Raw genomic sequence first — 18,100 nt, 5'->3', positions numbered from 1 at the left:
GTCCGGGCGCCGCCGGGGGAGCAGGGCGCTCCGGCGGTGGTCGTCCCGGTGGCGTCGCCGGCGGTGCCCGCACCGGTGGCGGCGCTCGATCTGGTGGTGGTGCCGGCGGTGCTCGTCCCGGCGGGCAGCGCGGTCCGGCGCAGGTCGGTCGGCCGGGCAAGCCCGGCCGCTCGCCGGGCCGGCTCGCCCGCGAGCCGGAGATCGCCGTCGACGTGCACGACGAGGACGGCGTCCGGCTGCAGAAGGTGCTGGCGTCCGCCGGCCTCGGCAGCCGTCGCGCCTGCGAGACGCTCATCGCCCAGGGCCGCGTGCAGGTCGACGGCCACGTGGTGCGCGAGCAGGGCGTGCGCATCGACCCCAGCCGGCAGACCGTGCACGTCGACGGCACCCGCATCCAGGTCGACGACGCGAAGGTCTACCTGGCCTTCAACAAGCCGGCGGGCGTGGTGTCGACCATGCGCGACGACCTGGGGCGGGTCTCGCTCGGCGACTACACCGCCGAGCTGACCGAGCGGCTGTTCCACGTCGGGCGGCTCGACTCCGACACCGAGGGCCTCATCCTGCTCACCAACGACGGCGAGCTGGCGCACCGGCTGCAGCACCCGTCGTACGGCGCGCCGAAGACCTACCTGGCCGAGGTGCCGGGCCCGGTCGCGCGCGACGTCGGGCGGCGGCTGCGGGCGGGCGTCGACCTCGACGACGGTCCGGCCACGGTCGACAGCTTCCGGCTGGTCGACAGCCAGCCCGGCAAGGCGCTGGTCGAGGTGGTGTTGCACGAGGGCCGCAAGCACATCGTCCGCCGCATGCTCGAGGCGGTCGGCCACCCGGTCGAGCGGCTGGTGCGGGTGCAGGTCGGCCCGGTGCACCTCGGCGACCTGCGGCAGGGGCGCTGGCGGGTGCTCACCAGCACCGAGGTCGGTCAGCTGCTGACCTCGGTCGAGGACTAGCGCGTGGCGGTCCGGGCCATCCGCGGCGCCGTGCAGCTCGACGTCGACGAGCGCGAGCACCTGCTCGCCTCGACCCGCGAGCTGGTCTCGGCCGTCATGGAGGCCAACGACCTCGGCACCGACCAGCTCATCTCCATCGTGTTCACGGTGACCGCCGACGTCCGCTCGGAGTTCCCGGCGGTGGCCGCCCGCGAGCTCGGCATGGGCGACGTGCCGCTGCTGTGCACCACCGAGATCGACGTGCCCGGGGCCCTGCCGCGCGTCGTCCGGCTGATGGCGCACGTCGAGACGGACGCACCGCGCGCGCAGGTGCAGCACGTGTACCTGCGCGGCGCGGCCGCGCTGCGCCGGGACATCGCGCAGTGACCGACGCCGTCGACACCTCCGCGGGCGAGCGGCGGCGGCCGCCGGTGCGGGTGGTGCGCGTCGTCGGCACCGGGCTGGTGGGCGCCAGCGTCGCGCTGGCCCTGCGCCGGCTCGACGACGACGCGCTGCTGCCCGACCCGTCGCCGACCGCGCTCGCGCTGTCGCGCGACCTCGGGGCCGGACGGGTCGTCGACGGCGGCACCGAGCCCGACCTCGAGGTGGTCGCCGCCAAGCCGGACGTCGTCGCCGACGTCGTGCTGGCCGAGCTGGCCGCCCGCCCGCGCGAGGTGGTCACCGACGTCGCCAGCGTGAAGGCCGCACCGCTGCGCCGGCTGTCGGACGCCGGTGCCGACCTGCGCCGGTACGTCGGCGGCCACCCGCTGGCCGGCCGCGAGCGGTCCGGGGCGGTCGCGGCGCGCGCGGACCTGTTCGAGGGCCGGCCCTCGGACGTCGTGCCCACGGCGGCCAGGATGCGGGCGGCCGTCGAGCTGGGGCGCGCGGTCGCCACCGCGCTGGGGGCGCGGGTGAGCACGATGACGGCCGCCGAGCACGACGACGCGGTGGCCGTGGTGTCGCACGTGCCGCAGGTGGCGGCGAGCCTCGTGGCCTCGCGGCTGCGCGAGGTGCCCGACCGCGCCGTCGAGCTGGCCGGGCAGGGGGTGCGCGACGTCACCCGCATCGCCGCCAGCGACCCCGCCCTGTGGACGCAGATCCTGAGCGGCAACGCGGCGGCGGTCGCCCGCGTGCTGCACGCGGTGCGCGCCGACCTCGACGCCGTGGTGACCGCCGTCGACGCCCTGGCCGCGGAGGCGCCGGGTGCGCCCGCCGACGGCGCCCGCGCCGCCGTGGCGGGCCTGGTCGCGGCCGGCAACGAGGGCCGCGCCCGCATCCCCGGCAAGCACGGCGCCGCCCCGACCCGGTACGTGCCGGTGCCGGTGCTGGTGCCCGACCGGCCCGGCGAGCTGGCCAGGCTGCTGCACGACGTCGGCGCGGCCGGCGTGAACCTCGAGGACCTGCACCTCGAGCACAGCCAGGGGCGACCGCACGCGGTGGCGGAGATCGCCGTGCTGCCGGCGGCCGCCGCCGGCCTGGTGCGAGCGCTCGTCGCGCGCGGCTGGACCGTGCACGCCTGAGCGAGCACGGGCCGCGCGGGCACCTCGACTAGAGTGGGGTGGTTCTCGGGCGCCCGGCAGCAGCGTCCGCCCACCCGCCGACGCCCCCAGGAGCACCCGCACGTGCCGACGACCAGCACGCCCAGCACGCCCGACCGGCCCCGCCGTCCCGTCGTCGTCGCCGTCGACGGACCCAGCGGCTCGGGCAAGTCGAGCGTGTCGCGCGCGGTCGCCCGGCGGCTCGGGCTCGCCTTCCTCGACACGGGCGCGATGTACCGCGCGCTCACCTGGTGGTGCCTCCAGCAGGGGGTCGACCTCGACGACGCCGAGGCGGTCGCCGCGGTCTGCCGCACCCTGCCGCTCGAGATGGGCACCGACCCGGACGCGACCACCGTGGCCGTCGGCGGCACCGACGTCGCCGCCGCGATCCGCACCACCGAGATCAGCTCGCAGGTCAGCCGCGTGGCCACCAACCTCGACGTCCGCGCGCAGCTGCGCGAGCGGCAGCGCGACCTGATCCACGGCGCGCCGAACGGGTGCGTCGCCGAGGGGCGCGACCTGACGACCGTCGTGGTGCCCGACGCCGACGTGCGCCTGCTGCTCACCGCCAGCGAGCAGGCCCGCCTCGAGCGCCGCGCCCGCGAGCTGCACGGCGATGCCGGCGAGGCGGCCGTCGAGGCCACCCGCGACCAGGTGGTGCGCCGCGACCGCGACGACTCGACGGTGTCGCAGTTCACCGAGGCGGCCGACGGCGTGCTCACCGTCGACTCCTCGTCGCTGACCCTCGACGAGGTCGTGCAGCTGGTGCTCGACCTCGTCGCCGAGCGCACCGGGCTGGCGCCGGCCGCCGGCGGCGCCTCGTGAGCGACGGGCCCGACGAGGCGCCGACCACCCGCGCCGCGCTGCGTGGCCGCTGGGTCGGGCGATTCCTCTTCCACGTCATCTGGCGCGGCAGGGTCGTCGACGGGCAGAAGCTGCCGTCCGGCCCGGTGCTGCTCGCCTCGAACCACAGCGGCTTCCTCGACGGCCCGCTGGTGTTCGGGCTGGCGCCGCGGCCCTCGCACTTCCTGGTGAAGGCCGAGATGTTCCAGGGCTTCCTCGGCCGGGTGCTGCACTGGGCGGGGCAGATCCCCATCGACCGCAGCGGCTCCGACCGCCGCGCCCTGCAGCTCGCGCTCGCGGTGCTGAAGCGCGGTGACGTCGTCGGCGTCTTCCCCGAGGGCAGCCGCGGCGCCGGCGACGTCGCGGCGGTCCACGCCGGCATCACCTGGCTGGCGCTGCAGTCCGGCGCGCCGATCGTGCCGGTCGCGACCCTCGGCACCCGGCGTCCGGGCGACCGCGAGCGGATCCAGCTGCCGCTGCACCGGCTGGTCGTCGTCTACGGCGACCCGGTGACCCTCGAGTCGCCGCCCGGCGTCCCGCGCCGCGAGGCGATCCGCACCCAGACCGAGCGGTTGCGGCAGGTGCTGGCCGACCACGTGCTGGCCAGCAGCGCCCGCACCGGCATCCCGCTGCACGGCGAGACCGTGCCCCACACGCCCGCAGGAGACACGCCGTGACCGACGGCACGCACGACCCGAGCACCCCGACCGACGCCCCCGACGAGACCGAGGTCGTCGCCGCCGGGCTGCGCGCCGGCCTCGACGACTACGAGCTGAGCCCCGAGGACCAGGCGCTGCTGCTCGGTGACGGCGAGGCCGGCTGGGACGACGCGCCCGCCGGCCCGCTGCCGGTGCTCGCCGTCGTCGGCCGGCCCAACGTCGGCAAGTCGACGCTCGTCAACCGCGTGCTCGGACGCCGCGAGGCCGTCGTCGAGGACGTGCCCGGCGTCACCCGCGACCGCGTCGCCTACGAGGCCGAGTGGACCGGTCGTCGCTTCACCGTCGTCGACACCGGCGGCTGGGAGCAGGACGCCAAGGGCATCCACCGGCGGGTCGCCGAGCAGGCCGAGCTGGCGATCGAGCTGTCGGACGCCGTGCTGTTCGTCGTCGACGCGATGGTCGGCACGACCGACACCGACGAGGCGATCGTCAAGGTGCTGCGCAGGAGCGGCAAGCCGGTGGTGCTCGCCGCGAACAAGGTCGACGACCTGCGCGGCGAGGCCGAGGCGGCGGCGCTGTGGTCGCTCGGGCTGGGAGAGCCGTACGTCGTGTCCGGCCTGCACGGGCGCGGCAGCGGCGACCTGCTCGACGTCGTGCTGTCGGTGCTGCCCGAGACCTCGCAGGTCGGTGGCGCCGTCGAGGAGGGCGGCCCGCGCCGGGTGGCGCTGCTCGGCCGGCCGAACGTGGGCAAGTCGAGCCTGCTGAACAAGGCGGTCGGCAGCGAGCGCGTCGTCGTCGACGACGTCCCCGGCACCACCCGCGACCCGGTCGACGAGCTGGTCGAGCTGGCCGGGCGCACCTGGCGGTTCGTCGACACCGCGGGCATCCGCCGCCGCGTGCACCAGACCCGCGGCGCCGACTTCTACGCCTCGCTGCGCACGCAGACCGCGCTGGAGAAGGCCGAGGTCGCCGTCGTGCTGATCGACGCCAGCGTGCCGATCACCGAGCAGGACGTGCGCGTCGTGCAGCAGGTCGTCGACGCCGGCCGCGCGCTGGTGCTGGCCTACAACAAGTGGGACCTCATCGACGACGAGCGCCGCCAGCTGCTCGAGCGCGAGATCGAGCTCGACCTGGCGCACGTGCGCTGGGCGCCGCGGGTGAACCTGTCGGCCCGCACCGGACGCCACCTCGATCGCCTGGTGCCGGCCCTCGACGTCGCGCTCGACTCGTGGGACCGCCGGGTGCCGACCGGCCGCCTGAACGCGTTCCTCGGCGAGCTGGTCGCCGCCACCCCGCACCCGGTGCGCAGCGGCAAGCAGCCGCGCATCCTGTTCGCGACGCAGGCCGCGACCCGCCCGCCGCGGTTCGTGATCTTCGCCAGCGGCTTCCTCGAGGCCGGCTACCGGCGGTTCATCGAGCGTCGGCTGCGCGAGACGTTCGGCTTCGAGGGCAGCCCGATCTCGCTCGGCGTGCGGGTGCGGGAGAAGCGCTCGAAGCGCTGACTCGGGGTCGCGGCGGCTCGTGTAGAGTCTGACGCGGTCCGACGGGCTGTGGCGCAGCTTGGTAGCGCACTTGACTGGGGGTCAAGGGGTCGCAGGTTCAAATCCTGTCAGCCCGACGTCGACGAACGGCTCTCCACCGCTGGTGGGGGGCCGTTCGTGCGGCCGGCCTCGATCGCAGCGAGGTCGCGGACGGCGAAGCGCAGGTGCTCCCACTCCTCCTCCAGGATCACGTGCAGACACGACCGCGTCGTCTCGGGCCGAGCCGGGCGCCACGGGTTGGTGCGTGCGACGGCCAGCTGCTCGGGAGTCACCTCGGCCACGAAGCCCGCGACGAGCGCGACCCGGTCGGCGCGGGCGGTGAGCACCTCGTCGTACGTCGGCACGTCGGTGGAGAACGCGGACAGGTCGAAGCCCTCGGCCTCGGCGCCCTCGAAGGCGAGGCCGTGCGGGTGGAACGGGTGCTCGAGGTGCAGCACCGCCTGGCCGAGCCACAGGTCGGTGGCCATCACCAGATGGCGCAGGGTCTGGGCGAACGACCACTCGCCGTCGACCTGCACGTCGACCGAACCCGGTGGCAGGGCGGCGGCACGTGCGAGGGCGTCGTCCCACGCCCGCTGCACGGCGGCCCACGCCGCCCGCAGCCCCTCCGGGTCCGGCGCCTGCCGCAGCCCGCGCCCCGGGAAGCGTCGCTCGAGCTCGGCCGTGACGTACGGCGCGACGTCGACGCCGTTCACGGTCAGCGAGCCGCTGCCGTCGCCGACCCACGGCGCGTCGAGGTCGGCGCCCTCGAGGTCGACGCCCCGCATGACGACACCGCTCAGGTCCGACTCGACGAAGCGGGCCCCGCGAAGGTCGACTCCGGTGAAGCGCGCGCCGGCCAGGTCGTCGGCCCGGGTGAACTGCGTCATCCGACGACGCTAGGTGCCGGGCGGGTGGCGGTGCAACGGCCTCTCCACCCCAGGACCGGCCCGAACCGCGCCGCCCGGGCGCGGTCCGCCGGTGCTGCCGCGAGGGTGGTGGCCGGCGCAGGGTGCGCCACCACGAACCTGGAGACCACATGACGCAGCAGACCGGTACCCCGCAGACCACCTCGTTCGTCGACCTCGGCAAGCAGATGTGGTCGTACCTCACCGGCAAGGGTGCGGCGATCAACTACGAGTTCGTCGACATGACCATCGAGGTGCCGCGCGAGACGGGCTCCGACGCGCCGCGCGCCACCTGGAAGCTGAACGGCACGCTGCGCATCACCACCGCCGAGGACGCCTCGCGCGGGTGAGCGTCCACGACGCCCAACCGGCCCCGCAGCTGCGGGTGCGGGCCGACCTCGAGCTGCGGGTCGACGGGGTCGTCTCGACGGTGCAGGCCGACGGCCGCCTGATCACCGTGGCCACCACCCAGCCCGAGCGGGTCTGGTCGGCGCTGACCGAGGCGATCGAGCAGGCCGGGTACGCCGTCGGCCGGGCACGCGGTGACGGCGGGCGGGCCGGGGTCGGCCGGCTGGCCGACCTGCTCGCCGAGTCCGGGCTGCGCCTGGAGGTCGTCGGCCCCCGCGGCCGGGTCGTGCTGCTCGGCGACGGCGTGCGCTCGACCGCGGGCCGACTGGTCACCGGGTCGGAGCGCGTGCAGCCCGGCAACCCGGTCGCGCTGGCGGTGCTGGGCGCGCGCAGCCTCGACCGGCGGGCGACCGCCGTGACCGCCGCCTCCGGGGCCGGGTTGCTGCTCGCCGTCGCGGTGCTGCGTCGCGCGCTGCGCCGATGACCGGGGGGCGCCCCGCGGGTCGGTGACGCCGCGGTGCGCCGACCGCATACCCTCGGGGCGTGGGCGAGCGGGACGTCGTGGCGGGCACGACAGGGGCGACGGCGAGCGACCGCGTGCTCACCGTGCCGAACGTGCTGTCGAGCCTGCGGCTCGTGGGTGTGCCGGTCTTCCTCTGGCTGATCCTGCACGAGCACGACGGGTACGCCCTGCTGGTGCTCATGGCGTCCGGCGTCACCGACTACCTCGACGGCAAGATCGCGAGGCGGTTCGGGCTGGTGTCACGGCTGGGGCGGCTGCTCGACCCGCTCGCCGACCGGCTCTACATCCTGACCACGCTGCTCGGGCTGGCCTACCGCGACGTCATCCCGTGGTGGCTGGTGGTGGTGCTGCTCGGCCGCGAGGCCTTCATGGCGCTCGTGCTGCTGTGGCTGCGCCCGCACGGGTACCACACGCTGCCCGTGCACTTCATCGGCAAGGCGGCGACGTTCAACCTGCTGTACGCGTTCCCCCTGATGCTGCTGGGCGACGGCGACGGCACCCTCGCCGCGGTCGCGCTGCCCGTCGGCTGGGCGTTCGCCTGGTGGGGGACGGCGCTGTACTGGCTGGCCGCGCTGCTCTACGTCGCGCAGGCCGCCTCGCTGGTGCGGGCCGACCGCGCGGCGGCCCGGGCGGCGACGTGACCGCCCCGTCGAGCGCGTCGGCTCCGACGGCCCGGCGCGACGCCTCGATGACGCTGCTCACCGAGGTGATGACCCGCCCGCTCGACCCCGGCTACGCGGCAGCCGCCGAGCGACGCCGGCAGCTCGACCTGCCCGACGGACCGGGCAGGCACGGGCGCACGCCGCTGGCCGTCGTCGCCCTGGCCGCGGTCGTTCTGCTGCTCGCCGTGGCCTTCCTGCAGGCGCGCGGCCAGCGCCCCGCCGGCGTCCGCGAGCGCGAGCAGCTCATCGCCGAGATCACCCGCGTCGACGCCGCCGCCAACCGGCTGCAGGTGCGCAACGCCGCCCTGGTGCAGCAGCTCGACGCCGAGCGCCGCCGCCAGCTCGAGGGGCAGGCCGAGAGCGGGCTCGCCGACCGGGTCGCGGCGCTCGGGCTCGTGACCGGCGCCGCCGCCGTCACCGGCCCCGGCGTCGTGCTGACGGTCGACGACGCCGAGCAGGTCGCCCAGGCCGGTGACGGCAGCGACCCGCGGGCCGACACCACCGCCGACGACGGCCGGGTGCTCGACGCCGACCTGCAGGTCGCCGTGAACGGCCTCTGGCAGGCCGGTGCCGAGGCCGTCTCGGTGAACGGGCAGCGCCTCACCGCCCTGTCGGCGATCCGGTCCGCCGGGCAGGCCGTGCTCGTCGACTACCGGCCGCTGGCCCCGCCGTACGTCGTCCAGGCGATCGGCGACCCGGGCACGCTGCAGACCCGGTTCAGCGACGGCAGCGGCGGCCGGTCGCTGCAGTACCTCAAGGACAACTACGGCGTCCGGTTCGGCATCGCCCCGAGCGACTCGCTCACGCTGCCCGCCAGCGCCGGCCTCACCACCCGCCGCGCGCAGGTGCCCGGCAGCGAGCCCACCGCCTCCGCCGGCGCGACCGGCGCCTCGCGCAGCAGCCGCACCTCCGAACCCACCGACCGGGAGGCCACCCCGTGATCCCCGCCATCGGGCTGCTCGTCGGCGTGGTCGCCGGCCTCGTGCTGCAGCCCGCCGTGCCGATCTGGCTGCAGCCGTACCTGCCGATCGCCGTGGTCGCGGCGCTCGACGCGGTGTTCGGCGGCGTGCGCGCGCTGCTCGACGGCATCTTCGACGACAAGGTCTTCGTCGTGTCGTTCCTGTCGAACGTGTTCGTGGCGGCGTTCATCGTCTACCTCGGCGACCAGCTCGGCGTCGGGTCGCAGCTGTCGACCGGCGTCGTCGTCGTGCTCGGCATCCGCATCTTCTCCAACGTCGCGGCCATCCGGCGGCACGTGTTCCGGGCATGACCGCCGACCGGCCCGAGCCGCACGAGCCGCCGACCGACGGGGTGGTGCCGGTGCTGCGGCGCGCGGCCCGGCTGCGGGTCAACCGCGGCACGGTGATGGCGGGGCTGCTGGTGGCCCTGCTCGGGTTCGCGATCGCCGTGCAGGTGCGGCAGGCCGGTGACCAGGGGCTCGACTCGCTGCGGCAGAGCGACCTGGTGCGCATCCTGGACGACGTCGGCGACCGTCGCGACCGGCTGGCCGCCGAGGCCTCCGAGCTGCAGAGCCAGCGCACCGAGCTGTCGGACGACGCCGGCTCGCAGGCCGCGATCGAGGCCGCCCGCGAGCGGCTCGACGCGCTGTCGGTGCTGGCCGGCACGGCGCCCGCCCAGGGGCCAGGGGTGCAGGTGTTCGTGACCGACCCGCAGGGCGCGGTGACGGCCGCCCGGGTGCTCGACCTCGTGCAGGAGCTGCGCGACGCCGGGGCCGAGGCCATCCAGGTCGGCAGCGTGCGCGTCGTCGCGTCGACCGCGTTCACCGACGCCGACGGCGGGGTCGCCGTCGACGGCACCGTCGTGCCGGCACCGTTCACGGTGCTGGCCATCGGCGACAGCCAGACGATGGCCACCGCCCTCGAGATCCCCGGCGGCGTGCTGGCGAGTCTCCCGGAGGGGGCACGGGGGAGCGTCGCCGCGAAGGACGACGTCGAGGTGACCGCCTTGCACCCGCTGAAGACGCCTCGTTACGCTCGCCCGGCTCCGGCGCCGACGCCGGGCAGCTGACGCCGCGGCCTCGTCGAGAGGCGCACGGCCCACGAGAACGAGGTCCCATGAGCGCCCACGACATCCCCGCCGACCTGCGCTACACCGCCGAGCACGAGTGGGTGCGGGCCGGCGACGACGGCGTGCTGCGGGTGGGCATCACCGCCTACGCCCAGGACGCGCTGGGCGACGTCGTCTTCGTGACGCTGCCCGACACCGGCGCCGACGTCGCGCCCGGCCAGGCGTGCGGCGAGGTCGAGTCGACCAAGAGCGTCAGCGACATCTACGCGCCGGTGACCGGCGAGGTGACGGCCCGCAACGAGGCGCTCGACGGCTCGCCCGAGCTGGTGAACTCCGACCCGTACGGCGAGGGGTGGATGTTCGAGGTCCGCCCGGCCGATGCCGACGCCGCGGCGGGGCTGCTCGACGCCGAGGCCTACGCTGCACTGCTGGACTGACCCCGCGGGAGCACGAGGTCTCACCCTCAGGCTCTGGTCGAGGGTTCGGGTGTGGCAGGCTGTACGGGATCGCAGCCGGGTGACGGGAGTCGGACATGGGTGACGCGGACCAGCCGCGCGGCGACGCGCAGCCGCCCGAGCAGCCGCCGCAGGCCACGACCATGCGGCTGTCGGCCGTCGGCGACGTCACCGCGGTCGAGCCGGGCCGCCCGGGCGAGGCCGAGGGCGGCGCACCGGTCGACCTGCAGACCCTGGCGTCGCTGCGACCCGGCACCGCGCTGCTGCGCGTCGACCACGGCCCGAACGCCGGCTCGCGCTTCCTGCTCGACGGCGACGTCACCACCGTCGGGCGGCACCCGTCCAGCGACATCTTCCTCGACGACGTCACGGTGTCGCGCAAGCACGCCGAGTTCCGCCGCGACGGCGAGGTGTTCAGCGTGCGCGACGTCGGCTCGCTGAACGGCACGTACGTCAACCGCGAGCGCATCGAGCGCCGCGACCTCGCCACCGGCGACGAGGTGCAGATCGGCAAGTTCCGGCTCGTCGTCCACGTCGGTTCCGCGGCCCCCGGGACGGCCGGGTGAGCCCCGCGGCAGCGCGCCGCGACACGACCATGAGCATCGGCGAGGTGCTGGCGCAGCTCGTCGACGACTTCCCGGACGTCTCGGTGTCGAAGATCCGGCTCTGGGAGACCGAGGGACTGGTCGAGCCGGCTCGCACGCCGTCCGGCTACCGGCGCTTCCGGCACGAGGACGTCGAGCGGCTGCGCTACGCGATGACCCTGCAGCGCGACCACTACTGGCCGCTGCGTCGCATCCGCGACCACCTCGACGCCGTCCGCCGCGGCGCCGAGGACCCGGTCACCGGGGTCGGCGGCCCGCGGATGGCGCACTCCGCGCCGTCCGGCGACGACGACGCCGTGCCCGTGCAGGCGGTGCTGCGCCGGGGGTCCGCCGTCCGGCTGTCGGCGGCCGAGCTGTGCACCCGCGCCGGGCTCGAGGCCGGGCAGCTCGACGAGCTGGTCGGGTACGGCCTGCTGCAGCCGTCCGGTGCCGGCTGGTACGACGAGAGCGCGCTCGACGTCGCCACGGCGGCCGGCGAGCTGGCGGCGTTCGGCATCGAGCCGCGCCACCTGCGCACGTTCCGCGTCGCCGCCGACCGCGAGGTCGGGCTGGTCGAGCAGGTGGTGAGCCCCATGCAGCGCGGGCGCGACGGCGACTCGCGAGCCCGGGCCGACGAGGCGGCCCGCGAGATCTCCGCGGTGGCGCTGCGCCTGCACGCGGCCCTGGTGCGCGGCGGGCTGCTGCGCGCCGGCCTCGGCTGACCCGCCGCCAGAGCCGACCGGTCCGCGACCCGCCGCGGGTGACGCGGTCGGTGTCGGCCCCCGGGGTTAGGGTGATGACGTGCGTGAGCTGGAGGTCGTCGGAGTCCGGGTCGAGCTGCCCAACAACCAGCCGATCGTGCTGCTGCGCGAGGCCGGGGGCGAGCGCTACCTGCCCATCTGGATCGGTGCCGCGGAGGCGACGGCCATCGCCTACGCCCAGCAGGGCGTCGTGCCGCCGCGGCCGCTGACCCACGACCTGTTCAAGGACGTGCTCGAGGCGCTGCACCACCGGCTCGAGGAGGTGCGCATCGTCGCCGTCCGCGAGGGCGTCTTCTTCGCGTCGCTGGTGTTCGACGGCGGCGTCGAGGTCAGCTCGCGCTCCTCGGACGCGATCGCCCTCGCCCTGCGCACCGGCACCCGCATCGTGGGGGCGGACGACGTGCTCGAGACCGAGGGCGTCGCCGTGCCGGACGAGCAGGAGGACGAGGTCGAGAAGTTCCGCGAGTTCCTCGACCAGATCTCGGCCGACGACTTCGAGGCGCCGGACGAGCCGGGCCCCGAGCCGGGCGAGCGCTGATCGCAGAGAACCCGAACCCTCGACTTGAAGTTGAGAGTTCTCGGGTGACACGCCGGGCGTGTCGTTGACCGGACCCGACACCGGGCCTACCGTCGTGAGCAGAACGCCCCCGCTGTAGTTCCCACCGTGTCGCTCCTCGCGGCACGTCCGGGCCGGGGCGACGCAGACGGAGGTTCGACGTGAGCGGTACCACGGGTGACGTGGCGGGCACCGGCCCCAGGCAGGTCCCGGCGCAGGCGCAGGGTCTGCTGTTCACGGACGACCTGCCGTCGCTGCCCGAGGGCGAGGGCTACCGCGGCCCCACCGCGTGCGCGGCCGCCGGCATCACCTACCGCCAGCTCGACTACTGGGCCCGCACCGGCCTGGTCGAGCCGTCGGTGCGCGGCGCGTCCGGCTCCGGCACGCAGCGGCTGTACGGCTTCCGCGACATCCTCGTGCTGAAGGTCGTGAAGCGGCTGCTCGACACCGGCGTCTCGCTGCAGCAGATCCGCAGCGCCGTCGAGCACCTGCGCGAGCGCGGCGTCGAGGACCTCGCGCAGATCACCCTGATGAGCGACGGCGCGAGCGTCTACGAGTGCACCTCCACCGACGAGGTCATCGACCTCGTGCAGGGCGGCCAGGGCGTGTTCGGCATCGCCGTCGGCCGGGTGTGGCGCGAGGTCGAGGGCGAGCTGGCGCAGCTGCCCAGCGAGAAGCCGGACGCCGAGGGCCCGGTCGCCGACCACCCCGGCGACGAGATCGCGGCCCGTCGCCGCGCCCGCAGCGCCAGCTGACCTCGGCGCCGCCTCGGCGCGGCGCGGTTGCACCCCGACGACGGGGGAGCGGGGTACCCTGATGGGGCCATCGACCCTGCATGGGAGAGACCTCGGCGCGGCGACGCGACCGGGGCGCCGAAGGGGCAAACTCCCCGGAACCTCTCAGGCGCCAAGGACCGTGCGGGTGAGGCACCTCTGAGACCGCGTGCCGCGGCGACAGATGGGGAGGCGTCCCTGCCAGGGGTCGGCGCCAGCGGGCACCGACCGTCCACACCGGAGCCTCCGTGCCGAACGCCTCGTCGCAGCCCGCCCCCGTCACGTTCGTCGACCGCCACGTCGGCGTCGACACCACCGCCGAGCAGGCGATGCTCGCGGTGATCGGCCACGACTCGCTCGACGCCCTCGCCGACGCCGCGGTGCCGGCGTCGATCCGGCTGACCGAGCGGCTCGCGCTCGACGACGCGCGCAGCGAGCCCGAGGTGCTGGCCGAGCTGCGCGAGCTGGCCGACCGCAACCGGGTGCTGACCTCGATGATCGGCCGCGGCTACTTCGGCACCCACGTGCCCGCCGTCGTCCAGCGCAACGTGCTGGAGAACCCCGCCTGGTACACCGCGTACACGCCGTACCAGCCGGAGATCTCGCAGGGCCGGCTCGAGGCGCTGCTGAACTTCCAGACCGTCGTCACCGACCTCACCGGTCTGGGCACCGCGAACTCCTCGCTGCTCGACGAGGCCACCGCCGCCGCCGAGGCCATGACGCTCATGCGCCGCGCCTCGAAGGCGCCGCAGGGCGCCGTGCTGGTGATCGACGCCGACGTGCTGCCGCAGACCCGCGCGGTGATCGGCACCCGGGCCGAGCCGCTCGGCATCACCGTGGTCGACGCCGACCTGCTCGGCGGCGACGCCGGGGCCGCGCTCGACGCGGCCGCCGGCGACGCGGGCGTGTTCGGGGTGCTCGTGCAGCAGCCCGGCGCGAGCGGCCGGGTCGCGGACCTGCAGCCGGTCTCGGACGCCGCGCACGAGCGCGGTGCGCTGGTGACCGCCGCGGCCGACCTGCTCGCGCTCACCCTGCTGGTGCCCCCGGGCGAGCAGGGCGCCGACGTGGCGGTCGGCACCAGCCAGCGGTTCGGCGTCCCCATGGGCTTCGGCGGCCCGCACGCCGGCTACATGGCGGTGCGCAAGGGTCTCGAGCGCAACCTGCCCGGCCGCCTCGTCGGCGTCTCGGTCGACGCGGCCGGCGACCCGGCGTACCGGCTGGCGCTGCAGACCCGCGAGCAGCACATCCGCCGCGAGAAGGCCACGAGCAACATCTGCACCGCGCAGGTGCTGCTCGCCGTCATGGCCTCGATGTACGCCGTCTACCACGGCCCGCAGGGCCTGACCGAGATCGCGCGGCGCACCCACCGCAGCGCCGTCGCGCTGGCGGAGGCGCTCGGCGCGCTCGACGGCGTCGAGGTCGTGCACGCCGACGTGTTCGACACCGTGCTCGCGCGGGTGCCCGGCCGGGCCGACGACGTGGTCGCCGCCGCGCTGGCCGCCGGGGTGAACCTGTGGCGGGTCGACGCCGACCAGGTCAGCATCGCGTGCGACGAGACCACCACGCCGGTGCACCTCGGTGCCGTCGTCGCGGCATTCGGCGGGTCGGCCGACCCGCTGGCCCCCGCCGCCGACGACGCGGTGCCGGCGGCGCTGGTGCGCGAGAGCGCGTTCCTGACCCACCCGGTGTTCCACAGCCACCGCAGCGAGACCGCGATGCTGCGCTACCTGCGCCGGCTCAGCGACCGGGACTACGCGCTCGACCGCGGCATGATCCCGCTCGGCTCGTGCACGATGAAGCTGAACGCCACCACCGAGATGCAGGCCGTCACCTGGCCCGAGTTCGCGAACCTGCACCCGTACGCCCCGGCCGACCAGGTCGAGGGCAGCGTCGCGCTGGTGCACCAGCTCGAGCAGTGGCTCGTCGAGCTGACCGGCTACGACGCGGTGTCGCTGCAGCCGAACGCCGGGTCGCAGGGCGAGCTCGCCGGGCTGCTCGCCATCCGCGCCTACCACCGCGCCAACGGGCACGGCGAGCGCACGATCTGCCTCATCCCGGCCAGCGCGCACGGCACGAACGCCGCCAGCGCCGTGATGGCCGGCATGAAGGTCGTCGTGGTGAAGACCGCCGAGGCCGGCGACGTCGACGTCGACGACCTGCGCGCCAAGGTCGAGCAGCACCGCGACGACCTCGCGGCGATCATGGTCACCTACCCCAGCACGCACGGCGTGTTCGAGGACACGATCGGCGAGCTGTGCGCCCTGGTGCACGACGCCGGCGGCCAGGTGTACGTCGACGGCGCCAACCTGAACGCGCTCGTGGGGCTCGCCAAGCCGGGCCGCTTCGGCGCCGACGTCTCGCACCTCAACCTGCACAAGACCTTCTGCATCCCGCACGGCGGCGGTGGCCCGGGCGTCGGTCCGGTCGCGGTGCGTTCGCACCTCGCCGACTACCTGCCGGCGCACCCGCTGCAGCCGTCCGACTCCGGCGTGGGCCCGGTCGCCGCCGCGCCGTACGGCTCCGCATCGATCCTGCCGATCTCGTGGGCGTACGTGCGGCTGATGGGCGCCGAGGGCCTCGCCCGGGCGACGAAGGTCGCGGTGCTGTCGGCCAACTACGTCGCGGCCCGGCTGCGCGAGCACTTCCCGGTGCTCTACAGCGGCCACAACGGGCTGGTCGCGCACGAGTGCATCCTCGACGTCCGCGAGATCACCCGGACGACGGGCGTCTCGGTCGACGACGTCGCGAAGCGGCTCATCGACTACGGCTTCCACGCGCCCACCATGTCGTTCCCGGTCGCCGGCACCCTCATGGTCGAGCCCACCGAGAGCGAGGACCTCGTCGAGCTCGACCGGTTCTGCGACGCGATGATCGCGATCAAGGCGGAGATCGACCAGGTCGCCGCCGGCGTCTGGCCGAAGGACGACAACCCGCTCGCCGGGGCGCCGCACACCGCGCTGTCGATCGCCGGCAAGTGGGAGCACGCCTACTCGCGCGAGGAGGCGACCTTCCCGCCCGGCGTCGACCCCCGCTCGAAGTACTGGGCCCCGGTGCGCCGCATCGACGGCGCGTACGGCGACCGCCACCTGGTCTGCTCCTGCCCGCCGCCCGAGGCCTTCGAGGACTGACCACCCGGCACGACGCAGCCCGACGCCCCGCCCGCTCCGTGCAGGCGGGGCGTCGGCGCGTGCTGCGAGGGCTCCCGCCGCTCGTGCTGACACCCGTGGTGGCAGCGAGGCGGTCGGGATCGCGACCGGCTGCCTGCCCCGTCGCTGCCACCGCGGGCGTCTCAGCCCGCGGTCACGAGCAGGAGCTAGGCGCCGACCGCGAGCTCGGCGGCGCCGACGACCTGCACACGGGAGCCGCGAGCGTCCTTGTGCACCTCGAGCCGGTGCTGGATGCGGGCGCGCAGGTCGGGGACGTGGCTGACCAGGCCGACGCAGCGGCCGCCCTCGCGCAGGCCGTCGACCACGGCCATCACCTCGTCGAGGGTGTCGGCGTCGAGCATGCCGAAGCCTTCGTCGACGAACAGCGTCTCGATCGCGGTGCCGCCGGCCTCCTGCCGCACGACGTCGGCCAGGCCGAGCGCGAGGGCGAGGGAGGCGAGGAACGACTCGCCGCCGGACAGGGTGCTGGTCTCGCGGGCGACGCCGGTCCAGCCGTCGAGCGCGTGCAGGGCGAGGCCGCTGCGGCCCCCGCCGCGGCCCCGCTCGTCGGAGTGCACCAGGGCGAAGCGGCCGTCGGACATCGCCAGCAGCCGCTCGCTCGCCGCCGCGGCGACCTCCTCGAGACGCGCCGCCAGGACGAACGACGACAGCCGCATGCGCAGCTCGTTGCCGCCGCCGGTGCCGTCGACGCAGCGGGTGAGCTCGTCGACCTGCGCGTACTGAGCCCGCAGGTCGGCGTGCGCCGCGACGTGCGCCTGCAGCTCGGCCGACAGGTCGGCCAGCGAGCCGGCCGCCTGCCGGGCCACCGCGAGCGCGTGCTCGGCCGCCCGCAGCGCCTGCGCCGACGCGTCGGCCCTGTCGGTGGCGCGCTGCACCGCCTCGGCCAGCAGGACCGGGTCGTCGAGCCGGGTCGGGTCGGCTGGGTCGCGCAGGTCGAGCAGGTGCAGGTCGGTCAGGTCGTCGTCGTCCTCGCCCGCACCGAGCAGGTCGGGGTCGCGCAGCAGCCCCTCCACCTCGGCCAGCTCGTGGTCGTGTGCGCGCACCGCTGCCTCGAGCCGGACCGTCTCGCGGTCGTCGAGCAGGGCAGCTCGCAGCGCTGGTCGCAGGGCCGAGAGAGAGCTCGCGTCCGCAGCGTCCACGACGTCGGCGGGGTCGGCGGGGTCGGCGGCGGCCCGTTCGGTGGCGGCCTCGGCAGCCGCGGCTGACCCGGTGACAGGGGCCGAGAGGTCGGTGCCAGAGACCAGCGGGCCGGCGAGGCCGCGCTGCCGCACCTCGTCGTCGAGCTGCTCGAGCGTCTCGGTGGCCTGCTGCTCGGCCGCACGCAGCGTGTCCGTGGCGACGTCGGCCTGCTCGACGAGGGCGACCAGCGCCTGCAGGCGGGCCCGACGCGTCCCGAGGTCGGGGTCGTCGCCGCGCAGCTCGTCGAGCCGCGCGGCTGCCTGCGTGACCGACGGCTGCAGCTCGGCGAGCGCGGCTCGCGCGGCGGCCGCCTGCGCGGCGGCTGCGGCCACCGCGGCGTCGAGCGGCGTCACCTCGGCGGCAGCGCGGTCAGCAGCGCGGCGCAGACCGAGCACGGCCTCAGCGGCCTGCTGGGCCGCCGAGCGCCGAGTGGTGGCAGCGGTGAGCTCGGTTCGGGCGGCGACGTCGGCGAGCCCCCCGGCGGCGGCCATCAGCTCGGCGCGCCGGGCGGTGCGCTCGTGCACCACCTGCAGTGCCGCGTCGACGGCGACCCGGGCGGCGTCGACGGCGGCTGCGGCCTCCTGCTCGACGGCGTGGTCGACGTGCGCGGCGCCCGGCCGGGCCGGGTGCGGGTGCTCGGCGCTGCCGCAGACCGTGCACGGCTCACCCT

General features: G+C 75.5%; 20 protein-coding genes, 1 tRNA gene and 1 riboswitch. Of the genes, 19 read left to right on the top strand and 2 right to left on the bottom strand.

What is annotated here, in order from left to right; translation table 11 throughout:
• From ACYVI6_RS14275 to ACYVI6_RS14245, 7 genes are all read left to right on the top strand, one after another.
• Positions 1-947: pseudouridine synthase (locus tag ACYVI6_RS14275; protein ID WP_460447008.1), on the top strand; the 947-nt coding region annotated here is incomplete at its 5' end.
• A gap of 3 nt (positions 948-950) precedes the next feature.
• Positions 951-1,313, top strand: coding sequence for a chorismate mutase (gene aroH, locus ACYVI6_RS14270; protein WP_460447007.1), 363 nt, complete (start codon positions 951-953; stop codon positions 1,311-1,313).
• Positions 1,310-2,446: a prephenate dehydrogenase gene (locus ACYVI6_RS14265; protein WP_460447006.1), complete on the top strand. Its 1,137-nt coding sequence runs from the start codon at positions 1,310-1,312 to the stop codon at positions 2,444-2,446. The genes aroH and ACYVI6_RS14265 overlap by 4 nt, the downstream gene beginning before the upstream one ends.
• A gap of 102 nt (positions 2,447-2,548) precedes the next feature.
• Positions 2,549-3,289 (top strand): (d)CMP kinase, encoded by a 741-nt coding sequence (gene cmk / locus ACYVI6_RS14260; protein ID WP_460447005.1) that lies wholly within the window; start codon positions 2,549-2,551, stop codon positions 3,287-3,289.
• Positions 3,286-3,984, top strand: coding sequence for a lysophospholipid acyltransferase family protein (locus ACYVI6_RS14255; protein WP_460447004.1), 699 nt, complete (start codon positions 3,286-3,288; stop codon positions 3,982-3,984). Before cmk ends, ACYVI6_RS14255 begins: the two co-directional genes overlap by 4 nt.
• On the top strand, positions 3,981-5,468 hold the full coding sequence (der, locus tag ACYVI6_RS14250; protein ID WP_460447003.1) for a ribosome biogenesis GTPase Der: 1,488 nt from the start codon (positions 3,981-3,983) through the stop codon (positions 5,466-5,468). Before ACYVI6_RS14255 ends, der begins: the two co-directional genes overlap by 4 nt.
• A gap of 42 nt (positions 5,469-5,510) precedes the next feature.
• Positions 5,511-5,584: transfer RNA gene (locus tag ACYVI6_RS14245), tRNA-Pro, on the top strand.
• Here ACYVI6_RS14245 and ACYVI6_RS14240 read toward each other — a convergent pair.
• The gene (locus ACYVI6_RS14240; protein ID WP_460447002.1) at positions 5,576-6,376 is read right to left on the bottom strand and encodes a DinB family protein; all 801 of its coding nucleotides are present in this window, start codon (positions 6,374-6,376) and stop codon (positions 5,576-5,578) included. The two genes, ACYVI6_RS14245 and ACYVI6_RS14240, sit on opposite strands and share 9 nt — an antisense overlap.
• A gap of 149 nt (positions 6,377-6,525) precedes the next feature.
• Here ACYVI6_RS14240 and ACYVI6_RS14235 point away from each other — a divergent pair, with 149 nt between their 5' ends.
• The 12 genes from ACYVI6_RS14235 to gcvP all read left to right on the top strand — a co-directional run bounded on the left by ACYVI6_RS14235 (position 6,526) and on the right by gcvP (position 16,212).
• Positions 6,526-6,744: a hypothetical protein gene (locus ACYVI6_RS14235; RefSeq protein WP_460447001.1), complete on the top strand. Its 219-nt coding sequence runs from the start codon at positions 6,526-6,528 to the stop codon at positions 6,742-6,744.
• The gene (locus tag ACYVI6_RS14230) at positions 6,741-7,226 is read left to right on the top strand and encodes a hypothetical protein (protein WP_460447000.1); all 486 of its coding nucleotides are present in this window, start codon (positions 6,741-6,743) and stop codon (positions 7,224-7,226) included. Before ACYVI6_RS14235 ends, ACYVI6_RS14230 begins: the two co-directional genes overlap by 4 nt.
• Before the next feature lie 59 nt (positions 7,227-7,285).
• On the top strand, positions 7,286-7,906 hold the full coding sequence (locus tag ACYVI6_RS14225) for a CDP-alcohol phosphatidyltransferase family protein (protein ID WP_284290765.1): 621 nt from the start codon (positions 7,286-7,288) through the stop codon (positions 7,904-7,906).
• Entirely contained in the window at positions 7,903-8,868 is a 966-nt protein-coding gene (locus ACYVI6_RS14220; RefSeq protein WP_460446999.1) for a DUF881 domain-containing protein, read from the top strand. The genes ACYVI6_RS14225 and ACYVI6_RS14220 overlap by 4 nt, the downstream gene beginning before the upstream one ends.
• Positions 8,865-9,197: a small basic family protein gene (locus ACYVI6_RS14215; RefSeq protein ID WP_460446998.1), complete on the top strand. Its 333-nt coding sequence runs from the start codon at positions 8,865-8,867 to the stop codon at positions 9,195-9,197. Before ACYVI6_RS14220 ends, ACYVI6_RS14215 begins: the two co-directional genes overlap by 4 nt.
• Positions 9,194-9,955 carry a DUF881 domain-containing protein gene (locus ACYVI6_RS14210; RefSeq protein ID WP_460446997.1) on the top strand — a complete coding sequence of 254 codons (762 nt, stop codon included), beginning with the start codon at positions 9,194-9,196 and terminating at the stop codon, positions 9,953-9,955. Before ACYVI6_RS14215 ends, ACYVI6_RS14210 begins: the two co-directional genes overlap by 4 nt.
• Positions 9,956-10,002: 47 nt before the next feature.
• Entirely contained in the window at positions 10,003-10,392 is a 390-nt protein-coding gene (gene gcvH, locus ACYVI6_RS14205; RefSeq protein WP_460446996.1) for a glycine cleavage system protein GcvH, read from the top strand.
• A 95-nt stretch (positions 10,393-10,487) separates the two neighbouring features.
• Positions 10,488-10,976 (top strand): FHA domain-containing protein, encoded by a 489-nt coding sequence (locus ACYVI6_RS14200; protein WP_284290770.1) that lies wholly within the window; start codon positions 10,488-10,490, stop codon positions 10,974-10,976.
• Positions 10,973-11,716, top strand: coding sequence for a transcriptional regulator FtsR (ftsR, locus tag ACYVI6_RS14195; protein ID WP_460446995.1), 744 nt, complete (start codon positions 10,973-10,975; stop codon positions 11,714-11,716). Before ACYVI6_RS14200 ends, ftsR begins: the two co-directional genes overlap by 4 nt.
• 79 nt (positions 11,717-11,795) lie before the next feature.
• Positions 11,796-12,293, top strand: a complete 498-nt coding sequence (locus ACYVI6_RS14190; protein WP_460446994.1) for a bifunctional nuclease family protein — start codon at positions 11,796-11,798, stop codon at positions 12,291-12,293.
• A gap of 179 nt (positions 12,294-12,472) precedes the next feature.
• Entirely contained in the window at positions 12,473-13,066 is a 594-nt protein-coding gene (locus ACYVI6_RS14185) for a MerR family transcriptional regulator (protein ID WP_460446993.1), read from the top strand.
• 71 nt (positions 13,067-13,137) lie between these two features.
• A riboswitch (glycine riboswitch) is annotated at positions 13,138-13,237 on the top strand.
• 95 nt (positions 13,238-13,332) lie between these two features.
• Positions 13,333-16,212, top strand: a complete 2,880-nt coding sequence (gene gcvP / locus ACYVI6_RS14180) for an aminomethyl-transferring glycine dehydrogenase (RefSeq protein WP_460446992.1) — start codon at positions 13,333-13,335, stop codon at positions 16,210-16,212.
• A 185-nt stretch (positions 16,213-16,397) separates the two neighbouring features.
• On the opposite strand, the gene ACYVI6_RS14175 is transcribed toward gcvP, so the two are convergent.
• The coding region (locus ACYVI6_RS14175) for an SbcC/MukB-like Walker B domain-containing protein (RefSeq protein WP_460446991.1) at positions 16,398-18,100 on the bottom strand (1,703 nt) is incomplete at its 5' end.

The organism is Angustibacter aerolatus (assembly GCF_054776675.1).
Note: the sequence above shows the minus strand (reverse complement) of the source record. Positions and strands in the feature narration are given on the sequence as shown.